Source organism: Microbacterium halimionae, assembly GCF_011761265.1.
In the GTDB taxonomy this organism is placed as follows: Bacteria; Actinomycetota; Actinomycetes; order Actinomycetales; family Microbacteriaceae; genus Microbacterium; species Microbacterium halimionae.
Window position 1 is genome coordinate 1,371,495 of record NZ_JAAOZB010000001.1, and the last position, 18,640, is coordinate 1,390,134.

16 protein-coding genes are annotated in these 18,640 nt (G+C 62.3%); 9 read left to right on the forward strand and 7 right to left on the reverse strand.

All coding sequences use genetic code 11. The features are described from left to right. Positions 1-57: 57 nt before the first annotated feature. Complete coding sequence (locus FHS06_RS06310) at positions 58-1,986, forward strand: BglG family transcription antiterminator (protein ID WP_167046884.1); 1,929 nt, start codon at positions 58-60, stop codon at positions 1,984-1,986. Between the two features lie 19 nt (positions 1,987-2,005). On the opposite strand, the gene FHS06_RS06315 is transcribed toward FHS06_RS06310, so the two are convergent. The 3 genes from FHS06_RS06315 to FHS06_RS06325 are packed head-to-tail and all read right to left on the reverse strand — an operon-like array spanning position 2,006 to position 5,158. Next, positions 2,006-2,587 (reverse strand): GNAT family N-acetyltransferase, encoded by a 582-nt coding sequence (locus FHS06_RS06315; protein ID WP_167046886.1) that lies wholly within the window; start codon positions 2,585-2,587, stop codon positions 2,006-2,008. Between the two features lie 22 nt (positions 2,588-2,609). Further along, positions 2,610-4,328: a phospho-sugar mutase gene (locus FHS06_RS06320; RefSeq protein WP_167046889.1), complete on the reverse strand. Its 1,719-nt coding sequence runs from the start codon at positions 4,326-4,328 to the stop codon at positions 2,610-2,612. Beyond that, positions 4,325-5,158 (reverse strand): purine-nucleoside phosphorylase, encoded by an 834-nt coding sequence (locus FHS06_RS06325; protein WP_167046892.1) that lies wholly within the window; start codon positions 5,156-5,158, stop codon positions 4,325-4,327. Before FHS06_RS06325 ends, FHS06_RS06320 begins: the two co-directional genes overlap by 4 nt. Before the next feature lie 100 nt (positions 5,159-5,258). On the opposite strand from FHS06_RS06325, the gene FHS06_RS06330 reads away from it, so the two are divergent. Then, entirely contained in the window at positions 5,259-6,710 is a 1,452-nt protein-coding gene (locus FHS06_RS06330; RefSeq protein WP_375138707.1) for an NAD(P)H-quinone dehydrogenase, read from the forward strand. Between the two features lie 12 nt (positions 6,711-6,722). On the opposite strand, the gene FHS06_RS06335 is transcribed toward FHS06_RS06330, so the two are convergent. Then, positions 6,723-8,489 carry an ATP-binding protein gene (locus FHS06_RS06335; protein ID WP_167046897.1) on the reverse strand — a complete coding sequence of 589 codons (1,767 nt, stop codon included), beginning with the start codon at positions 8,487-8,489 and terminating at the stop codon, positions 6,723-6,725. A 98-nt stretch (positions 8,490-8,587) separates the two neighbouring features. Beyond that, the gene (locus FHS06_RS06340; RefSeq protein WP_167046900.1) at positions 8,588-9,235 is read right to left on the reverse strand and encodes a Maf family protein; all 648 of its coding nucleotides are present in this window, start codon (positions 9,233-9,235) and stop codon (positions 8,588-8,590) included. A 55-nt stretch (positions 9,236-9,290) separates the two neighbouring features. On the opposite strand from FHS06_RS06340, the gene FHS06_RS06345 reads away from it, so the two are divergent. Genes FHS06_RS06345 through FHS06_RS06360 form a run of 4 tightly spaced genes read left to right on the forward strand, consistent with a single transcriptional unit; the run spans position 9,291 to position 13,558 of the window. Next, positions 9,291-10,610 (forward strand): class I SAM-dependent RNA methyltransferase, encoded by a 1,320-nt coding sequence (locus tag FHS06_RS06345; protein ID WP_167046903.1) that lies wholly within the window; start codon positions 9,291-9,293, stop codon positions 10,608-10,610. Positions 10,611-10,633: 23 nt separating this feature from the next. Further along, positions 10,634-11,299, forward strand: a complete 666-nt coding sequence (locus tag FHS06_RS06350; RefSeq protein ID WP_167046906.1) for a response regulator transcription factor — start codon at positions 10,634-10,636, stop codon at positions 11,297-11,299. After that, positions 11,292-12,542 carry a sensor histidine kinase gene (locus tag FHS06_RS06355; protein ID WP_167046909.1) on the forward strand — a complete coding sequence of 417 codons (1,251 nt, stop codon included), beginning with the start codon at positions 11,292-11,294 and terminating at the stop codon, positions 12,540-12,542. Before FHS06_RS06350 ends, FHS06_RS06355 begins: the two co-directional genes overlap by 8 nt. Further along, positions 12,536-13,558: a hypothetical protein gene (locus FHS06_RS06360; RefSeq protein ID WP_167046912.1), complete on the forward strand. Its 1,023-nt coding sequence runs from the start codon at positions 12,536-12,538 to the stop codon at positions 13,556-13,558. Before FHS06_RS06355 ends, FHS06_RS06360 begins: the two co-directional genes overlap by 7 nt. Positions 13,559-13,940: 382 nt before the next feature. Here FHS06_RS06360 and FHS06_RS06365 read toward each other — a convergent pair whose 3' ends face one another. Both FHS06_RS06365 and FHS06_RS06370 read right to left on the reverse strand, forming a co-directional pair. Continuing rightward, the gene (locus tag FHS06_RS06365; RefSeq protein ID WP_167046915.1) at positions 13,941-14,174 is read right to left on the reverse strand and encodes an acyl-CoA carboxylase subunit epsilon; all 234 of its coding nucleotides are present in this window, start codon (positions 14,172-14,174) and stop codon (positions 13,941-13,943) included. Further along, complete coding sequence (locus FHS06_RS06370) at positions 14,171-15,760, reverse strand: acyl-CoA carboxylase subunit beta (protein WP_375138706.1); 1,590 nt, start codon at positions 15,758-15,760, stop codon at positions 14,171-14,173. The genes FHS06_RS06365 and FHS06_RS06370 overlap by 4 nt, the downstream gene beginning before the upstream one ends. Before the next feature lie 70 nt (positions 15,761-15,830). Between FHS06_RS06370 and FHS06_RS06375 the strand changes: the two genes are divergently transcribed. The 3 genes from FHS06_RS06375 (at position 15,831) to FHS06_RS06385 (ending at position 18,556) form a co-directional block, all read left to right on the forward strand. After that, positions 15,831-16,703: a biotin--[acetyl-CoA-carboxylase] ligase gene (locus tag FHS06_RS06375; protein WP_310734845.1), complete on the forward strand. Its 873-nt coding sequence runs from the start codon at positions 15,831-15,833 to the stop codon at positions 16,701-16,703. 79 nt (positions 16,704-16,782) lie between these two features. Continuing rightward, positions 16,783-17,361 (forward strand): PH domain-containing protein, encoded by a 579-nt coding sequence (locus FHS06_RS06380; protein WP_167046920.1) that lies wholly within the window; start codon positions 16,783-16,785, stop codon positions 17,359-17,361. 58 nt (positions 17,362-17,419) lie between these two features. Further along, positions 17,420-18,556 carry a 5-(carboxyamino)imidazole ribonucleotide synthase gene (locus tag FHS06_RS06385; RefSeq protein ID WP_167046923.1) on the forward strand — a complete coding sequence of 379 codons (1,137 nt, stop codon included), beginning with the start codon at positions 17,420-17,422 and terminating at the stop codon, positions 18,554-18,556. The last annotated feature ends 84 nt before the right edge of the window (positions 18,557-18,640 follow it).

The following is an 18,640-nucleotide window of genomic DNA, read 5'->3' on the forward strand; positions in this document are numbered from 1 at the left end:
TGTCCGAGGCGTGATGGAATGGAGTGCTGGCGTTCGTGCTGGTGCGACCCGGAGGCGATGGTGACAAGAGCACGGCAAGACCGCTTGCTCGCACTTCTCCTGCGAAACGGGGCGTGGGCCACAGCATCCGTTCTCGCCGACATGCTCGGCGTTACGCCGCGAAGCGTGCGGTCGTACGTCACAGCGTTGAATGCGCGCGTAGACAGTGGAGCCGTCGTCGAATCTGGACCGCTCGGCTACCGCGCCGGCCCTGGCGCATCAGCCGCATGGCGGCCTGGAGAATCGGATGCCGCAACTCCAAGAGATCGGCTGCACATACTCGTTCGTGCGCTCCTCGATAACTCGGAAGGTATTGACGTTTTCGAGACGGCCGATCGCCTTCATGTGAGCCCGGCAACGCTCGAAGCTGACCTCGCACGGGTGCGCGGCCTTCTCGGAGGTACAGCTCTTGTTCTCGAGCGGTCTGCTGAGCGTGCCCGCCTTGTCGGTACCGAAGCAGCCCAGCGTCGACTGCTGTCGAGCCTCGCGCACGATGAGATGGACGCTGGCTCATTCGACCTCGAGGCGCTTCGGCGTGCTCTCGGAGTGGGTTCTGCGGGAGCGGGCGCTTTTGGCCAGTTCAAAGTAGACCTCGTGCAGGCTCTGGGCGCCGAGGGGTATTTCGTCAATGAGATCGGAATTTCCGACGTGCTCATGCACATCGCAATCGCTGCGGATCGGGTGTCTCACGGACACCCCCTCGAGGGCGTGAGCGGATACGTGCGGCCTGCAACCGATCAGATCGCCGAGATCCTCGGCACTCTCGCAGAACGTCACCTAGGAATTCGGCTGGGAGCGGGTGACCGTCGTCATCTAGCGACGCTCGTGTCGACCCGAGTCGTGGCGCCAGGGGCAGCATCCACGAGCGAAGAAGCGCGAGCTCCGCTTGACGCGGATGTTGAGACATCCGTTCGTGCTGTCGTGATCGAAGCCGCGGCGGAGTTTCTGGTCGATATCGCCCACGAAGATTTCATCGTGCGGCTAGCCCTCCACGTGCAGAACCTGCGGCTGCGAGCTCAAGAGCAAGCCTGGTCAAGAAACCCTCTGACGCGCTCATTGAAGTCGACCTATCCGATGATGTTCGAAGTCGCCGTTTTCATCGCGAGCGGGCTGCACGAACGGCTCGGCATACCGATCCTCGACGACGAGATCGCATACATTGCAATGCACGTGGGTGGCCGCCTAGAACGCAGTCGTCGCGCCGACCACTTGCTCACAGCAACCATCGTCTGCCCGGGCTACTACGAGCTTCATGAGCTGCTGCGCTCGAGCGTTGATCGTTCTCTTGGCCAGGCCGTTGAGGTGGTGGGAGTTGAAACTCGCATCGATCCGGATTGGGAATCAATCACGACAGATCTTGTTTTGACGACGATTGACCCACCGGCTCCCAACGACCGTGTCGTGCGAATTCAACCATTTCTTACTGACGCTGATGTTGAACGTGTGCAGAACGCCGCCGGTCGGGTGCGACGCGGACGCAGACTCGCCCGGCTTCGCACTGAACTAGAGCGGTACTTCGACGCGGGGGCGTTTGTGCGGGGCGTCGATTCGCACGCGGGCGAAGACGGCGTGATCCGGCAACTCGGTGACAGGCTCGTCGCGCGCGGAGTGATCGATGAGAACTATGTCGAGCGAACGATCGAGCGTGAACGACTGTCATCGACAGCATTCACTGACGCGCTCGCCGTTCCTCACGCGATGGGCATGACGGCATCCCGCACGGCCATTGCGATCGGAATCGCTGAGCCCTCGATGGTCTGGGGCGATGGGCGCGTGCAGGTCATCGCGCTTGTGGCGTTCTCTGAAAACGACCGCGAGGCGTTCCAGACGGTCTTCGAGCAGTTCGTCGAGGTGTTCAGCGAGCGCGACAGTGTGCAGCGGATCGTGCGACGTGGGACCGACTTTGCTGCGTTCCTCGACGAACTCGTAGCAGTGATCGACGGTTAGCCAGCCACGAGAGTGCGCATTACGAGCTGAGACGCGCCTCGAGCCCGCGCCGCACCCCAGGCCACTCGTGCGGGAGTATCGAGTAGACGACGGTGTCTCGTAGGAGACCGTCGGGGCCGACCTTGTGGTTGCGGAGCACTCCATCGCGACGTGCACCCAGCCGCTCTATTGCGGCGCGTGACTGACGATTGTGCCAGTGGGTTCGAAACTCCACCGCGATCGCGTCGCAGTCCTCGAACGCGTGCGAAAGCAACAGGTGTTTTGCCGCGGTGTTCACCGGCGTGCGCTGGGCGCTTATGCCAATCCAGGTATATCCGATCTCAACATGCCGATTCGCCTGATCTATGTTGCAGAACGTCGTCATCCCGACAGCTCGCCCCGATCGCACGTCACGAATCGCCCACGGGTTCATCTCACCGCGTTCAGCCAGCGCGACGCGACGCTCGATCTCGGTGCTGACGCCGTCATTCGTCGGAACAGATGTGTACCACGCGCGTTCAAGTCCGACTGTCGCGTCCCGAAGGTCGTCAGCGTGCGCCGGCGCGAGCGGTTCGAGGCGCACGTAGTCGTTGGCGAGAGCAATGGGGGTAGCGAGCAGCATCCTACGATCGTAGACGGATGCCTCAGCTCACTGCGCTCAGAACCTCGCGCGCGCCGTCGCTGAGCGCCGCGAGTCGTTCAGCGGCATCACTCGCCGAGGAACCGCGCACATCGAGATACAGCTTGAGCTTTGGCTCGGTACCGCTTGGGCGAACGATGAGCCTTGACCCGCCCTTCAACCAGAAGCGCAGCACATTTCCGGAAGGAAGTCCGTCGACTCCCGTGAGCAGATCATCGACGCGCTTGACCTTGACGGTTCCGAAGCGATCCGGCTGATTCTCGCGCAGCACAGTCATGATCGTGTCGATGGTCGAGAGTTCGTCGACACGCACCGAAATCTGGTCGCTCGCAAAGTATCCGAAGGTCTGCTCGAACTCGGTGAGGAGTCCCGAGAGCGTCGTGCCCCGGCCGCGTGCTTCGGCCGCAAGGCCGAGGAGCGCGACCGCTGCGGAGATGCCGTCTTTATCGCGGACTGTTTCGGGATTCACGAGGTAGCCGAGAGCCTCTTCGAAGCCGTAGACCATCCCGGGAGCGCGAGATATCCACTTGAACCCGGTGAGCGTCGCGAAGAAATCGAGACCGTAATGGTCGGCGATAACTTCGAGGCCTGGCGACGAGACGAGCGAGCATGACAGCGACACATCTGCGGACGACGTCGGACTCGTGTTATCGCGTGCAGTGGCCGCGAGGCGTGCAGCGCGCCAACCGAGAAGCAGGCCCACTTCATTTCCACTCAGTCGGCGCCACCCACCGTCGACGCGGCTGTCGGGAATTGCAACAGCGAGACGATCAGCATCCGGGTCGTTCGCGAGCACGAATTCTGCGTCGGATTTCTGCGCCGTCGCGAGGGCGAGATCCATGGCGCCGGGTTCTTCCGGGTTCGGGAATGACACTGTCGGAAAAGCAGGATCGGGATCGATCTGCTCTGACACGACGGTGGGTGCGGGATAACCCGCGGCGGCCACGACGCGCGCTGTTGTTTCCCATCCGACGCCGTGCATTGCGGTGTACACCCAACGCATTTCTGCGGCTGATTCTGGTGCCGGAGATACCGCGGCGGTCGCGGCGACGTATGCATCAACCACGTCATCACCAGCGCGCTCATAGCCAAGGTGGCGAGGAAGGCGAGTGATGTCGCCTTCGGCCGAGATTCGATCGATGTGGGCGGCGATCTCACCATCCGCTGGCGGCACGATCTGGGAACCATGATCATCGCCACCCAGGTACACCTTGTAGCCATTGTCGTTAGGCGGGTTGTGGCTTGCTGTCACCATCACGCCGGCAGAGGCGTGGAAATAGCGCACCGCAAAAGCCAACACAGGTGTCGGGAGCATCCGGGGCAGCAGGATGGCGCGAAGACCGGCGCCCGCAAAGATTTCGGCCGAATCCAGGGCGAACCGCGCAGAGTTGCGTCGCCCGTCATAGCCAATGACGACCGAGGGCGCTTCGCCGAGATTGCCTTTGTCTGCAAGGTAGGCGGCGAGTCCCGCTGCCGCCTGGGCGACGAGTACCCGATTCATTCGGTTTGTTCCCGCGCCGAGCTCGCCACGAAGCCCCGCGGTTCCGAAGGCAAGCCTCGTTCCGAATCGATCCGCCAGCGCCGCCTGCGCTGCTGGCTCATCGGCGCGAGCGATCAGGTCTTCGAGTTCGTGTCGGGTCTCCGGATCAGGATCTTGTGCCAGCCAAGCCTGCGCTGCGCTGAGGTTACTCGGCGCCGTCGCCGAGGTGTCCGCGTTGTTCACAGTTCTCCGATCACGCGAGCGAGCAGGTCAGAAATGACAGCTTCAGCTGCCTGGCCCGCCGCGATGACCTCGGCGTGGCTCAGCGGCGTCTTCTGGATTCCGGCGGCCAAGTTGGTGATCAGAGAGAAGCCGAGCACCTCCATACCTGACTGCCGCGCTGCGATCGCTTCAAGCGCTGTCGACATTCCAACAATGTGACCGCCGAATGACTTCGCCATTTGCACTTCGGCTGGTGTTTCGTACTGGGGGCCACGGAACTGGCAGTACACACCCTCGTCGAGGTTGGGCTCGACCGACCGGGCGACATCGCGAAGGCGCGACGAATAGAGGTCGGTCAGATCGATGAACGTTGCGCCCTCGAGTGGGCTCGCGCCAGTGAGGTTGATGTGGTCGCTGATCAAAACAGGCTGGCCTGGCGTCCATGTTTCACGGATGCCACCAGCACCATTTGTCAGCACCATTGTGCGAGCGCCGGCGGCGGCGGCCGTCCGAACGCTGTGCACGACGCGGCGCGCGCCGTGGCCCTCGTAGAAGTGGGTGCGAGCACCGATGACGAGTACGTGCTTTCCGCTGGGAGTGCGCACACTACGTAGTGTGCCGACGTGCCCCTCGAGTGCAGGCTTACTGAAACCAGTGATCTCGGTCGCCGGGATCGTTGCGATGGTGTCACCGATGAGCTCGGCGGCTTTGCCCCAGCCGCTACCGAGCGTCAGTGCGATGTCGTGCGATTCGACTCCAGAGATGCGGGCGATGTCGTCCGCTGCCTGCTGCGCGATCTCGAACGGATCGGCTGCAGTGTCATCGAGAGGGTTGTGAGTGGGTGATGCCATACCCCCCACTCTATGAAATCCGAGCGGATTTACTGCAACGCAGGTTGCATTCAGATTGCTATGTCAGAGGCACCACGTCTTGCGGGGCAGAATGGAAGTCATGTCTCTGAGCTTCGAAAGCAGTCAGCGCGTTGCCATCATCGGTGGCGGACCCGGGGGGTACGAAGCAGCTCTTGCCGCGGCCCAACTCGGAACCGAGGTCACCCTCGTCGAACGCTTGGGCGTGGGTGGATCTGCTGTCATCACCGACGTTGTGCCTTCGAAAACGCTCATTGCAACGTCCGACGCTGCTGTCGCAATTTCGCAAGCCAGCGAGCTGGGCGTGCAGTTGTTCGCACGAGGTGGCGACGGAAAGCCTCTTCGCCCCGAGATCGCGATCAATCTTGCGGCCGTGAATCGCAGGCTTCTCTCACTCGCACGTCAACAATCCGATGACATGCGCGCGTCTCTCGCCGATGCTGGCGTTCGTATCATCTCGGGCCAGGGCCGACTCGAAGGCACGAACACCGTTGTTGTCTCTACGGATGCTGGCGGCACCGATTTTGAACGGGTCGAGGCAGACACGATTGTCGTGTCGGTCGGCGCTTCTCCCCGCGAACTTCCGAGCGCCAAGCCGGATGGGGAACGGATTCTCACGTGGACGCAGCTCTACAACATGAAGACGGTGCCTTCGCACCTCATCGTCGTGGGCTCAGGCGTCACAGGAGCTGAGTTTGCTTCGGCGTACATGAATCTCGGCGCGAAAGTCACATTGATTTCGAGCCGAGATCAAGTTCTGCCAGGAGAAGATGCGGATGCAGCAGCTGTACTCGAGCGGGTATTCACTCGAGGTGGGATGACAGTGCTGTCCAAATGCCGCGCTGATTCGGTCGTTCGCGACGGCGATGGCGTTGTTGCGACTCTGAGCGACGGTCGGACCGTTGAAGGTAGCCACTGTTTGATGGCTGTCGGTTCCATCCCCAACACCGCGGGCATTGGTCTCGAGCAGGCGGGCGTGCAGCTGACCGAGTCAGGTCACATTCGCGTCAACCGTGTCGCTCGCACGTCGGTGCCGAATATTTACGCGGCGGGAGACTGCACGACGTTTGTGCCCCTGGCATCCGTTGCTTCTATGCAGGGACGGACTGGAGTATTCCACGCTCTTGGCGATGTTGTGATTCCGCTGGAGCGCAGGCGAATTGCGGCCAATATTTTCACCGCGCCGGAGATTGCGACCGTGGGCTGGCAAGAGAAGGACATCTCAGACGGCAGCATCAACGGCATTGTGCACAAGCTTCCACTCGCGGCGAATGCTCGCGCCAAGATGATGGGGATCAAAGACGGCTTCGTCAAGATCATCGCTCGTCAAGGAAGCGGCACCGTCATCGGTGGCGTCATTGTCGGCCCACGCGCTTCGGAGCTGATCTACCCACTCGCGATCGCTGTCGAACGTCGACTCACCGTCGATCAGGTTTCTCGCGTCTTCGCCGTCTTCCCATCACTGACGAGCAGCATTCAAGACGCGATGCGTGCAATGCACGTCGTGGATAACGGACCCTCCGAAGAAGACTGACGGCCCGGACAACTACGAGATCGTGAGCAGCTGGTGACCAGCTGACACCGTGGTGCCAGGCTTCGCATCGATGGCGCCGACGACGCCATCCTTGTGCGCTTGGATAGGCTGTTCCATCTTCATCGCCTCAAGGACGACTACCAGATCACCCTTGACGACGTTTTGGCCGTGTTCGACCGCTAGCTTCACGATCGTCGCCTGCATAGGGGCCTTCACAACATCACCCGACGCGCCAGCTGAGGCGCTGGCCTGATGCGCACGACGCGACGGGGGCGCAGCGGCGGGTCGCCCCGTAGCCGCCGGCGCGCTCACGATGCGGTCGGGGAGACTCACTTCGAGTCGCTTCCCGGCGACTTCGACGACGACCGTGTGACGTCCCTCTGCGGGTGCAAGATCAGAGAGCTCGCCGTCCCACGCCGGAATGTCATTGACGAACTCGGTTTCGATCCATCTCGTATACACGCCGAAGTTGCCGTCTTCCGCGGTGAACGCTGGGTCGCGCACGACCTTCCGGTGGAAGGGCAGCACCGTCGGCATTCCGGAAACCTCGAACTCGTCGAGAGCGCGACGCGCACGCTCGAAAGCCTCGGCGCGCGTGCGGCCGGTGACAATAATCTTGCCCAGCAACGAGTCGAATGCACCCGAAACAACATCGCCCGCGGTCACACCAGAATCGAGACGGATGCCGGGGCCGCCAAACGTTTTGAAGACGTGAATTGAGCCCGGCTGGGGGAGAAAGCCTCGACCCGGGTCCTCGCCGTTGATGCGGAACTCAATTGAGTGCCCGGTGGGCTCAGGATCGCCGTAGTCGAGGGTGCCGCCCTCGGCCAGACGGAACTGTTCCCGCACGAGGTCGATTCCGGTGACCTCTTCTGAGACAGGATGCTCGACCTGCAGGCGTGTGTTGACCTCGAGGAATGAGATCGTGCCGTCGCCGCCAATCAAGAATTCGCAGGTGCCGGCGCCGACGTAGCCGACCTCGCGAAGAATCGCCTTCGACGACTCGTAGAGAATTGTATTTTGCTCTTCACTGAGGAACGGAGCTGGCGCTTCTTCGACAAGTTTCTGGTGGCGGCGCTGCAGTGAGCAATCACGAGTTGACACGATGACAACGTTGCCTGCGGCATCCGCGAGGCACTGCGTTTCTACGTGGCGTGGCTGATCGAGATACTTCTCCACGAAGCACTCGCCGCGGCCGAAGGCGGTGATGGCCTCCCGCGTCGCGGATTCGAACATTTCGGGCACTTCTTCGAGAGTGCGCGCGACCTTGAGGCCACGACCGCCGCCGCCGTAGGCTGCCTTGATAGCGATGGGAAGCCCAAATTCCTCGGCAAAAGCGACAACCTCCTCGGCGCCACTTACGGGGCCAGGTGTGCCGGGTGCGAGAGGTGCGCCCACTTTTTCAGCGACGTGACGCGCGGTCACCTTGTCGCCGAGGGCTTCAATGGCATCGGGAGATGGTCCGATCCAGATGAGACCTGCGCCAATCACCGCGCGAGCGAAATCAGCGTTTTCGGCGAGGAAACCATAACCCGGGTGTACCGCATCCGCGCCAGAGCGGCGCGCGACCGAGAGAATCTTTTCGATCGAAAGATAGGTGTCAGCTCCGGTTGCACCCTCGAGTGCGTAGGCCTCGTCTGCGAGGCGGGTGTGGAGCGCCTCGCGATCTTGATCGGCGTACACCGCGATGGATGTCTTTCCGGAGTCACGTGCGGCGCGGATGACGCGGACGGCAATCTCGCCGCGGTTCGCGATCAGGACCTTGGCGATATGAGGCATGAGGGCCAGCCTACCGAGGTCGCGGGGGTCGTTTTTGACCGACTCCCACAAGAATATGGCCCAAACGTGTGCGGAAGCCTACGATGCTCAGTGCGGCTCTATATGCGGTTCCACAGCGAAGGCCAATCCACTCCCAGACTGCGACAGAGCTTACGGAGAGTCGACAACGACATCCCGACCACGGTTGATGGGTCTCCTTCAACACGCTCGATGAACGCGCCACCCAAGCTATCCACGGTGAACGCGCCCGCAACAGCCAGCGGCTCACCTGTTGCGACGTAGGCACTAATTTCGGAGTCGGTGACGTCGGCGGCGAACGTGACTGAGGCCTCAGCAACAGCGTGGGCCTCACGAGGGCGTTGTCCTGGCTCGACCCGAATGACCGCGTGACCTGAGTGCAGCACGCCGGTTCGACCACGCATCTCATGCCAACGCGTGGCGGCAATTTCTGGGTAGTGGGGTTTTCCGAGCACCTCTCCGTTGATCTCGAACATCGAGTCGCCGCCGACGATGAGGCCGTCGAAACCGGGATCTGAATCCCGAATTCGAGCTGCAACGTCGGCGGCTTTTCGGCGCGCTAACAACAGCACGTGCTCCGCGGGTGCTAGCGTCCGCCCCTCAGCCAATTCAACCGCTGCGATCACCGCCTCTTCATCAACGTCCGGGGAAGAGGTCTCGGGCTCAATTCCTGCTTGCCGCAGCAGCATTAAACGAGCGGGCGAGGTGGAAGCAAGCAGCAGGCGCACGTTCCCACGGTACTGCGTGAGACAGGCGTCACGAAGTGTGTGGAAAGCTCAAAGGATGAACACCGGCGAGACGATCGAACTCACAGTCACAGACGTTGCCCACGGTGGCGTCTTCGTCGGACGCATCGGCGCCGAAGACGGGCGTGGTGGCCGAGTCATATTCGTGCCCGACGCGATACCCGGCGAGACCGTGACCGTGCGTCTGAGCGACACGCGGAAGTCGTCGTTCTGGCGCGGCGAAGTGCTGGCGGTTTCGGATGCCTCCCCACACCGCCGTCCGCATGTCTGGGCTGCGGCTGACCTCGACGTCGCGCCCGAAGACCGACCCGGTGGCGCTGACTTCGGACATATCGAGCTTTCGCACCAACGCGAGTTGAAGCTCCACGTCTTGCGTGACGCACTGTCGCGCTTCGGTGGAATGGGCGCGGACGCGGTCGCTGCGGCCACACTGCAGCCCGCACCGAGCGTGCGTGGCGCAGACGGCGAGGTCGTGGCATCCGAATCTGCTGATGGCACGGGCTGGCGCACGCGGGTGAGTCTGCACGTCGATGAAAACGGCAATGTCGGTCCGTTCGCGGCGCGCAGTCACCGAGTAATTCCGGTCGACGCGCTGCCGCTCGCGACAGCTGGGGTGCAACGCGCAGCTCAAACGCTCCAGGGAAGAGCACCGGGACGCCTCGATCTTGTGCAGCCTGCAGACGGCCGCGTGCGTGTGATTGCGCGGGCAGATGACGCGAAACGTCGACCGACTGCGAGCAAGGATCCTGCTCGCGAGGTGGTGCGGGAGCGCGTCGGCGCGCGCGAGTTTCTCGTCGATGCCGGTGGCTTTTGGCAGGTGCACCGTCTGGCCGCCGCGGCTCTCGACGGACTCGTTGGCGACGCCATCGAAACGTTAGCGCCCGGTGGGCTGGATCCTGAGGCTCAGCACCTTGATCTTTATGGCGGTGTGGGCCTCTTTGCAGCAGCCCTCGGCGATCGCGGCGCACGCCGGATCGTCTCGGTGGAATCAGACCCGCGTGCCACAGACAACGCCAGTGAGAACATCGCGGAATGGCTTGGTGCACGTGCCGAGACTGCTCGGGTCGATCGCTGGCTGAACAACTGGAATAGCCGAGCGACGGATCGCGACCGGGAACGGGTGGCTCGCGGAATTGTCGTGCTTGACCCGCCGCGCTCCGGTGCCGGGCGCGAAGTTGTGGAGAGTCTCGTCGCGGCCGCGCCCGCAGGCATCGTCTACGTTGCGTGTGATCCGGTCGCTCTCGCTCGCGATATCTCGACATTCCGAGCCGCAGGCTACGAACCGCGCAGCATCCGTGGTGTCGATCTCTTCCCGCACTCACACCACATCGAGACGGTAGTGACACTTTCGCGGTAACAGCTACCGGATAGCATGACCATATGACACGTGTCGCTCTCATCGACGACCACGAGTCAGTCCGCCTCGGTCTTGAAGCCGCGACTGCGCGCTCAGGACTAAGCACCGTGGTTTTTTCCGGCAGCAGCGTGGCGGGCTATCTCTCCTGGTTGCGCGAAAACGAAGAGTCTCCCGCCGATGTCATTGTGCTCGATCTGACCCTGGGTGACGGAACAACAGTCACCGGAAACGTCTCCGATCTCACTGCGGCGGGATCGAGCATCATCATCCACAGTGTCGCTGATCGCCCTCACTCTGTGCGTGAGGCGTTGGCTGCCGGTGCTGCCGGAATCGTGAGTAAAGCCGCACCAATCGACGACGTCGTATCTGCTATCGGCATCGTGGGTCGCGGTCAGCCGCTCGACAACGTCGAGTGGGCGAGCGCTGTCGAGGGTGATCGAGCGTTCGCTGACGCTCAGCTCTCCGCCAGAGAGCGCGACGTCCTCCGGCTTTACGCCGCTGGTTTGCCGCTGAAAGCTGTGGCCGATCGGCTGGGAATCGCGTACTCGACTGCGAAAGAGAACATCACTCGCGTGCGCGTGAAGTACGTCGAGGTCGGACGTCCCGCACCCACCAAGATCGACCTGCGCCGGCGCGCGATGGAAGACGGTTTGCTGCAAGAGACCGACGGGGCACCACGCGATGAATGATCGCGACCAGGCTGTACTTTCGGAAGCGTGGCGCTACATTCCGAGCGGTAAATCCAACGCGCCCGGAATCGGTTCATTCTCCCGGACCCGCGTTGACCGAATGATCGCCTTTTTGATCGGCGCCGCGTGCATCGTGCACGGAGCTCAAGCTTTCGGCGCTGCCATCTCGGTTGAACCGCCAGTGCCACCCGTCGCGATCGTGATAACGGTGGCCGCTTTCGTTGCACTCCTCGCGACGATTCTCGGATGCCTCGTCAACGTTTTGGCTCGCCCGCTTGCTGCCATATTCGCCGTCGTCTATGTCGTGGGACTCATGTTCTGGCCGCTTGCCTACCAAGAACCTGTGCTGCCCAGCGCTGAGTCGCTCTGGCAGTTCTACCTCGTTGATATCGCTGTTGCTGCGGCCGTCGTTGCATTCCGCCTATCTCTGCAGTTCGTATGGGCAATCGCTGCCCCGATCGTGTACGGGGCAGCCCGGATGGCCATTGCTGGTTTCGATTCCGAAGCATGGTTACCGGTCGGGTTCGAAGTGTCGTTCGGTCTGCTGCTGGGAGGTGCACTCGTCGCCATGGCGTGGGCGATCCGATCTGCGGCGTCGAATGTTGACGCTGTGCGCACTAACGCTGTGCGGTCATACGCGGATGCTGCTGCGGTCGATGCCGCCGAAAACGAACGGGTAGCCGTAGCGGCGCTCATGCACGACAGTGTCTTGGGCGCATTGCTAGCAGCCGAGCGAGCCGACACCCCGCGAGAACGCACGCTTGCCGTGACGATGGCTCGGGAAGCGATGTCAGGGTTAGCGCACGCGGATTCGGACGACGCAGACACCCGTGATGAAAATACGACGGTGAGCGGTATCGCAGACGAGATTCAGGCCGCGGCAAAAGAGTTCGGCATCGGTATCCCCGTCGAACGTGACGGAGCCACCGAGGTGGCAGTGACTGGACGTGTCGCGCGTGTGCTCACTCTCGCTGCTATCCAGGCTGTGGCGAACGCTGTTCAGCATGCTGGTGGGGCAGGACTCAGCGTGTCCGTCCGAGGGAAAGAAGCTCCCACCGGAGTGTCTATTCTGATCACTGACGCGGGCCCAGGCTTTGACGTGACCAAGGTTCCCGGAGACCGTCTCGGGGTGAGGGGTTCGATCATCGCCCGAGTTTCGTCTATCGGTGGTCACGCCGATATCCAGTCGAACAGCGACGGAACCGTCATCGCGATCGAGTGGCAGGGTGGCGACCGATGGTGAGTGTTCGCACGATCCTGACCGTCATAGGCGTTGCCTTCACGGCGTACCTTGCGGCGCGCGGACTCTGGTGGACTGGCGATGTCACGTCTCCCGCGCTGATTATCGCTGCCATCCTCCTTTATGCCGCGACAACGTGGTTGTGGATCTTTTGGGGCGCACGAACCGAGCGGCAGAGTTCAGTTGCCCCTGGTGTGCCGATATGGGCCGGCGTGCTGGCCTTGGCGGTTGCGCTAGCGGTTCCGAATGCGCTGATGGTGGCGACACCGCCATCGGCGCACTACGAGCCGTACGTGACGTGGGCGATCGGCGGTATTGGCGCGCTCATGACGATCATCATGGTGCGAGGCCGATGGATCTTCGCATGGACGGGCATGGTGCTCATGGGCGGCTCCTATATGGTCTGGCTCGGCGCCCTCGAAGCACTCGTGTACGGCCTCATCGGTTCGATTGTCTGGGTTGCTGTCGCGCAGCTCGCCCTCATCTTTCTTATGCGCGCAAGCCGTGATGCTCAAAAGCTTGCGGAGCTGCAACAAGCAGCATCTGCATGGCAAGCAGCGCATGCGGGTCGTGCGCAAGAGCGCCGGATGCACGTGCGCCGCGCGCTCGCCGAGGCGGGGCCGATCTTGAGCCGCACCATTGTTACCGGTGCTGAACTTACCGCTGAGGAGCGTGCGGCCGCGAGCCTCGCTGAGTGGCGATTGCGTGACGAACTTCGTGCGGCGCGGCTGCTAGATAACGGAGTTCGAGATGCTGTTGATGATCTCCGTCGGCGCGGCGTCAACGTCATGCTGTTTGACGAGGGTGGCCTCGATGGCCTCAGCGATCCGGCCCTTCGTGCGATCCGCTCGGAGCTCGCTGAAATCCTGCGCGGAGCGACGTCTCCCCGTCTTTATGTGCGCACCTCACCCGACGAGAAGGTCGCAGTGACAGTGGTTGGGCGTGCTCCTGCGCCAGCAGGAACAGGTGACGAAGACGCTGTGGAGCTGTGGCGCGAAATCGGGCACTTTCTCGAGTGAGAATCCCGTGCGCCTCGGGGAGCCCATCTCCCGCAGAGGAGAAGGGGCGAGGGGCGGCGAAGCCGCCCGCCCCTCGCCGTGCGGACAGTTACCCGAAAACCGTCCGCGCCGTCGATGTTGGCTCTACCCTGTGATGAGCAACTCGACGAGAACGCAAGAAAGCGTTCCAGCTCTTCAAGTATCCGTCGCCGTCAACGTTTGGTCTGTAGGTATTTCGGGGGACAAAGATGAGATTTTTCTCATCTTCTTTCCCCCACACCGTCGTCGAGGGGTCGCAACACGCCGCTTAGGGGGCACAACACACCGCGGACCACGGCGTGTTGCGACCCCTCGGCGGAGTGATCGAGCGGAGTTCGAGAAAGCGAGACAGCTGGAGGAACGATCAGCCGGAGAAGCGTCCCCAGCGCACATCGCGCCGGAGGGGCTCTCGCAAAGCTCTGGCGGAGATCTCCCACGCGGAACGCGCTGTCACGTCGTCCGCGGTGGCTTCGTCAGCCTCGACCGCGTATGCCTCGCTCACGACGGCCATGACAGCAGCGAGTTCGGCATCCGTGGGATGACCGCGTCGCACCTCGAGCGAGAAATCTCGGGGCGCTGTGGCATCCGCATCGGTCATAGCGGGATGTTTCCGTGCTTCTTCGGCGGCAAGCTCGCGCGTTTGCCGCGGAGCGCTCGAAGTGCCTTAGCGATCGATACCCGCGTTTGAGCGGGTTCGATGATGCTGTCGAGTTCTCCGCGTTCCGCCGCAAGGAACGGCGATGCCACGTTGTACGTGTATTCGCTCGCGAGCTTCGCCCGCACCGCAGCGACGTCTTCGCCTGCGGCCTCGGCACGCTTGATCTCGCTGCGGTACAGAATGTTGACGGCACCCTGCCCACCCATGACAGCGATCTCGGCCGTTGGCCATGCGAGGTTGATGTCTGCTCCGAGCTGCTTCGAACCCATGACGATGTATGCCCCGCCGTAAGCCTTACGCAGGATCACAGTGACGAGGGGCACTGTGGCCTCGGCGTAGGCGTAGAGCAGCTTCGCGCCACGGCGAATCACGCCGGTCCACTCTTGGTCGGTTCCGGGTAGATACCCGGGCACATCGACGAGGGTGACGATCGGAATGGAGAAGGCATCGCAGAATCGCACAAAACGGCTGGCCTTCTCGCCAGCTTCGATGTTGAGGGTCCCAGCCATCTGCGATGGCTGATTGGCGACGATTCCGACGCTTCGCCCTTCGACTCGACCGAACCCGATGACGATGTTCGGAGCGAAAAGTGGCTGCACCTCGATGAACTCGCCCGCATCTACGATGTGTTCGATCACCGTGTGGATGTCGTACGGCTGGTTCGCTGAATCAGGAATGACCGTGTTCAGGAATCGGTCGGCGTCTGTCGTTTCGAATTCGAAGCCGGACTCGTATGCGGGAATTTCCGCCATGTTGTTGTCGGGGAGGTAACCGAGCAGGGTGCGAACGTAGTCGAGCGCGTCGTCTTCGTCTTCGGCGAGGTAGTGCGCAACTCCTGAGCGGGTGTTGTGCGTGTACGCACCGCCGAGTTCTTCCATTCCGACGTCTTCACCGGTGACTGTCTTGATGACGTCGGGGCCCGTGACGAACATTTGGCTTGTCTTGTCGACCATGATCACAAAGTCGGTAAGTGCGGGGGAGTAGACCGCGCCACCAGCGGCGGGTCCCATGATGATCGAGATCTGCGGGATGACACCGGAGGCCGCCGTATTGAGCCGGAAGATCTCGCCGTACTTGCCGAGAGCGACAACACCCTCCTGGATGCGGGCGCCACCCGAGTCGAGAATGCCGATGCATGGGATGCCGCTTCGAAGCGCGAGCTCCATCACCTTGATGATTTTTTCGCCGGCGACTTCACCGAGAGATCCGCCGAATGTCGAGAAATCTTGCGAATAGACGGCAACTGTTCGTCCGTGAATTGTGCCGGTTCCTGTCACGACCGAGTCGCCGTATGGACGTGCCTTGTCCATTCCGAAGGCGGTTGTGCGGTGGCGAACGTACTCGTCCATCTCAACGAAAGAGCCCTGGTCTACCAATAGCTCAATGCGTTCGCGTGCGGTGAGCTTGCCCTTCGCGTGCTGTTTGTCGTGTGCCGTCGCTTCGGCGTCGACAACCGCCTCCTGGTAGCGCGCACGCAGGTCGGCGATTTTTCCGGCGGTGGTCGCGAGGTCGTAGCTGTCCGTCACGGATTCCACCCTAGCGGCGCACCCCGGCTGTGCGTTGGAGGGTACGCACAGCCATCTGCATCATCCACTGTTGATTTCCTCCCGCGCATTCATCGAAGTGACCGTTGGTGTCAACCGGATGCTGAGATTCATCGGCACGCGTAAGGTCTTTCGCATGCCGATCCCCGCCGAGGGCTACCCCCTCACTGCCGCCGTTAGCCCGCGTGTCCAGATCGCTACAAGCACGGGTTCTACGAACGCCGACGTTGTTGCTGCGACCTCCGCCGAACCGGATGCCTGGCCACACCTCTCGCTACTTCTGACGACTGATCAGCGTGCTGGGCGCGGACGACTCGATCGCAGCTGGACTGCGCCCGCCGGAACAGCACTGGCCATTTCTGTTGTGCTGCGAGTTTCTGAGCTACCTGTGCAGTTTCGCGGCTGGCTGCCGTTGCTTGCAGGTGTCGCGATGACGACCTCTGTTCGGGCCCAGCTCCCCGGATCCGGGCATGTCGCCGGCCTTAAATGGCCGAACGATGTACTCGTCGACGGCAGAAAAATCTCGGGGATTCTCGCGGAGGTCGTGCCGTCGCATCCCGACACCATCGTCGTCGGTGCCGGGATAAATACCCGCATGAGTGCCGTCGATCTGCCCGTCGCTACAGCGACCTCGTTCGCCGCGCTGGGGCTGGAATGCAACGACGATGCACTTCTCGCCACTTTCGTTCGGGAGCTCGGCGACGAGGTCACCCGGCTTGTGGGCGCAGCGGACACGAAGGGTGCCCGTGCTGAGGTCGAGTCGGTATGCACGACGATTGGCTCTGATGTCGTTGTCTCGCTGCCCGACGGCACACGGCTGGAAGGCAAGGCGATCAGCCTTGACGATGACGGTCGGCTCGTCGTGAAGACGACGGCCGGCACGGAAGCTGCCGTGGCGGCGGGAGATGTCGTGCACGTTCGTTGAATGTTTCACCCAGAACCGCCCTCGGTCCCAGTGGGCGTGGGAGAACCCCGAGCGCCCGTGTGGAAGTCACAATAGGGATGTGACGCAGCCGACGACTTACGGGGGACGCCCTCTGACGCCCGCTCCCGGGGCTCCCACGCCCGAGCTCAAGGTCGTGCGTGTTCGCGGGCACGCAAGGCGGCAGTTTTGGGGTGTTCTCGTTTTGCTCGCGGTCGCCGCTGCGGCGGGTTATTTCTACGACAACCTGCCAGCGCCCTACGAAAATTGGATGCTTCTCACCGCCGCGGCAGTGATGATCTTCATCTTCGTACTCATGCCGTTTCTCGTGTGGTGGTCGCACACCTACACGGTGACAACGCGGCGTGTGATTGAACGATCGGGTGTTGTGCGCCGTAAATATCGCGAGCTGATGCACGTTCGGGGGTATGCCGTCACGCAGCGCCGAGGCATCCTGCAACGGATGTGGCGCACCGGCACCCTCACTCTCGCCAACGGGGTGGACGATCCTATTGTGATCCGCAACATTCCGAGTGTGGCGCTCGTTCACGAGGCGCTCGTGGATCAGGTTGAGGTAAATCAAATCCTCGCGCATCGTGATGGCCAACAAATGGGAACCGGGGACGTTGCCTCGGCAGGGCCACGTCCAGCACTGCCCTAAACCTCGGAGCATCCTCGCTCTCGGCGTGCGAGAGAATGAGGTTGACGGAAGGAAACTCATGTCTTTGCGAATCGGTGTTGTCGGCGGTGGGCAGCTGGCCCGCATGATGATTGCTCCCGCGTCTGAACTCGGCGTAGAGATTCGGGTGTTGGCAGAACAGGCCGGAATGTCGGCTGAGCTTGCCGCCTTCGCGGTCGGGGATTACCACGACGTTGAGACTGTGCTCGAATTCGCTCGCGATGTCGACGTCGTCACTTTTGACCACGAACACGTCCCACAGTCAGTCCTGCATGCCCTGGTCGATGCCGGCGTCGCTGTACACCCGGGCCCCGATGCTCTGCAGTTTGCGCAAGACAAATTGGTCATGCGTGCACGTCTCGCTGAACTCGGGATGCCGCAGCCCGAATGGGCGGCCGTGACGAACGCCGTCGAACTCCAAGAGTTTCTCGACGCGAATGGCGGGCGTGGTGTCGTCAAGACGCCGCGAGGAGGCTACGACGGCAAAGGCGTGCGCGTCGTCAGTGCGGCCGCCGAGGCGGAAGATTGGTTTGCAGCCCTCGCTGAGGATGCGCGCGGCGGCGCGTTACTCGTTGAAGAGCTCGTTGACTTCTCTCGAGAACTTGCTCAGCAGGTGGCCCGTCGCCCATCGGGTGAAATGCGCGTGTACCCCGTCGTGCAAACTGTGCAGCGCGACGGTGTGTGTGCCGAAGTCATCGCTCCCGCCCCGGGCGCGAATGAGAGATTGCTGGAGGCCGCAGCGCAGTTGAGCGTTGACATAGCTGCGGGGCTAGGGGTCACGGGAATGCTTGCAGTCGAACTCTTCGAAACGACCGATGAGCGCATTCTCGTCAATGAACTCGCGATGCGCCCGCACAACAGCGGCCATTGGAGCCAAGATGGCGCCGTGACGAGCCAGTTCGAGCAGCACGTTCGAGCAGTGCTCGACCTGCCGCTCGGAGATACCTCTGCTCGCGAGGAGTGGTCTGTGATGGTGAACATTCTCGGCGGCCCAACGGAGGGCGGCATTGAAGCAAGGTTCGCGCAGGCAATGTCGGCGCACCCAGACGCCAAGATTCACACCTACGGCAAATCACCGCGTCCCGGGCGGAAGGTCGGCCATGTGAACGTTGCTGGGTCGGATATCGACGACGCCGTCTACACCGCGCGCGCCGCGGCATCCCTCTTCAACGATTAACCCATGGATGCGTGGCGACTTATCGTCGACGCTCGGTATGCGTGCCGTTGCGGGGATCTTCCAGGAGCGACCCCTAGCCTGGAC